This is a genomic window from Hymenobacter agri, assembly GCF_054778495.1.
Genome location: NZ_BAAGZM010000832.1, coordinates 1 through 1,484 on the forward strand (window position 1 = coordinate 1; position 1,484 = coordinate 1,484).

3 protein-coding genes are annotated in these 1,484 nt (G+C 64.1%); 2 read left to right on the forward strand and 1 reads right to left on the reverse strand.

The features are described from left to right. Positions 1-520: 5-oxoprolinase subunit B family protein (locus tag ACYVDE_RS22600; protein WP_460503792.1), on the reverse strand; the 520-nt coding region annotated here is incomplete at its 3' end. A 160-nt stretch (positions 521-680) separates the two neighbouring features. On the opposite strand from ACYVDE_RS22600, the gene ACYVDE_RS22605 reads away from it, so the two are divergent. Together ACYVDE_RS22605 and ACYVDE_RS22610 are read left to right on the forward strand one after the other, a co-directional pair. Then, positions 681-956 carry a hypothetical protein gene (locus ACYVDE_RS22605; RefSeq protein ID WP_460503793.1) on the forward strand — a complete coding sequence of 92 codons (276 nt, stop codon included), beginning with the start codon at positions 681-683 and terminating at the stop codon, positions 954-956. A gap of 304 nt (positions 957-1,260) precedes the next feature. Next, positions 1,261-1,484 (forward strand): hypothetical protein (locus ACYVDE_RS22610; RefSeq protein WP_460503794.1); only part of this gene is annotated, 224 nt, incomplete at its 3' end.

The window sequence follows — 1,484 nt, forward strand, 5'->3', positions numbered from 1 at the left end:
GCGGCTGCGGCCGGCGCGGCGTGGCCAGCCGCGCATCCATTCCACCCAGGTACGGGAAGCCGGGCGCGAAGCCAATCAGGTGCACCAGGTAGTCGGGCGCGGTGTGCCGGGCAATGACTTCCGCCGTGCTCAAACCGGCGTGCTCGGCTACAAAAACTAAATCGGGCCCGAATTCGCCGCCGTAGCAGACTGGAATTTCCACGACTTCAGCTTCGGCCGCGGCGGCCGTGTCGGGCGCTTCGGCCAGCAGCGCCCGTAGCTGAGCAGCCACCCGCTCGTAGGGTTCGGGGTAGCGGCCGTGCTCGCTGGCCAGCCACGGGTCGTAATACACGGTGAGGGTGGTGAAAGCGGGCACCGCCTCGCGCAAGCCTACGAACGGCCGCGTTGCCAGCTTGGCCGCGAAAGCCGTGATGGCCGCGTGCGTGGCCGGACTGATGGTGCTGCCGAATTCCAGCACCACGGCCGCGTCGCCCAGCGGGTAGAGATGGACAGCGGCAACGGACGGCGGTAGAGGGCTCATGGGGGTAGAGACGCATATTTGCGGCTCGTCGTTGAACGGTTGTCGGGTTCGCTGAGGCTCCAATGCTCATTGCGCTCGCACAACCGTTCAACGACGAGCCGCAAATATGCGTCTCTACCGCGGGTGTCCTTCCGCGTCAGCCTGTAATACTCGCTTGCTCATGAACTTTCGTTTTCCTGCCCGCCCGGCGGTGGTGGCTTTGGGGCTGTTGGCGGCGGCCTGCCACCGCGGCCCGGTCTTCAACACACCCGTAACGACTTCGCTCCGGCCCGGCGAGGCCATCGAACCCGACCCGCCCGTCACGCCCGGCGTGTCGGAGGGGCTGGCCCGGGCGCGCCGCGCCACCATCAGTAGCGTAGCCTACAATTTCAGCCTGACCATTCCGGCGCTGCAAACGGCCGACGACCTGTTTCGGGCCGAGAAGCTGGCGCGCTAGTCGGCTATCGGGCGGCGTAATCTGACGTTGACAGGCTGGCCGCATTGGTGCAGTGCGGTGAATTGACACCGCATAACAGGCGCTTCGTGCCCGGTACGAATAGGCAGAATACTGCCGCTGGAGAATGGCTGCGAATGCCTGAATCGGACCAATAACGGAAACGCGCCACTTGGCTATGATGCCCGGTGCCCGCCGGGTATATTTGTGGAATTTGACCGGTGCGGCTTTTAATGATGCCATACCGCGTTGTCTTGCTTCTGTTCCTATTTTGCTGGTAATTAATAGGTTGCCGACTTCTCGTTTTATGATGCAACAATTTACGCTTGGCCGCACTGCTGTGCGGCTTTTTCTGGCAGCAGGCGCACTAGCCGTCGCCAGCTGCCAGCATACCGATGACCGCGTGGTGAAGAAGCACCACCGCGACAGTGCTGCCGAGGAGCGCCGCGAACACCCCCAAACCGACCGCCCCGACGAGGCCGAAGCCCAGGAAGCCGCCCTCACGCGCGACCCTGCTACCGGCACCGTGCC

What these genes read in the sequence shown, in the direction of transcription:
- ACYVDE_RS22605 (WP_460503793.1), top strand. Translation starts at nt 681, where the DNA reads ATGAACTTTCGTTTTCCTGCCCGCCCGGCGGTGGTGGCTTTGGGGCTG.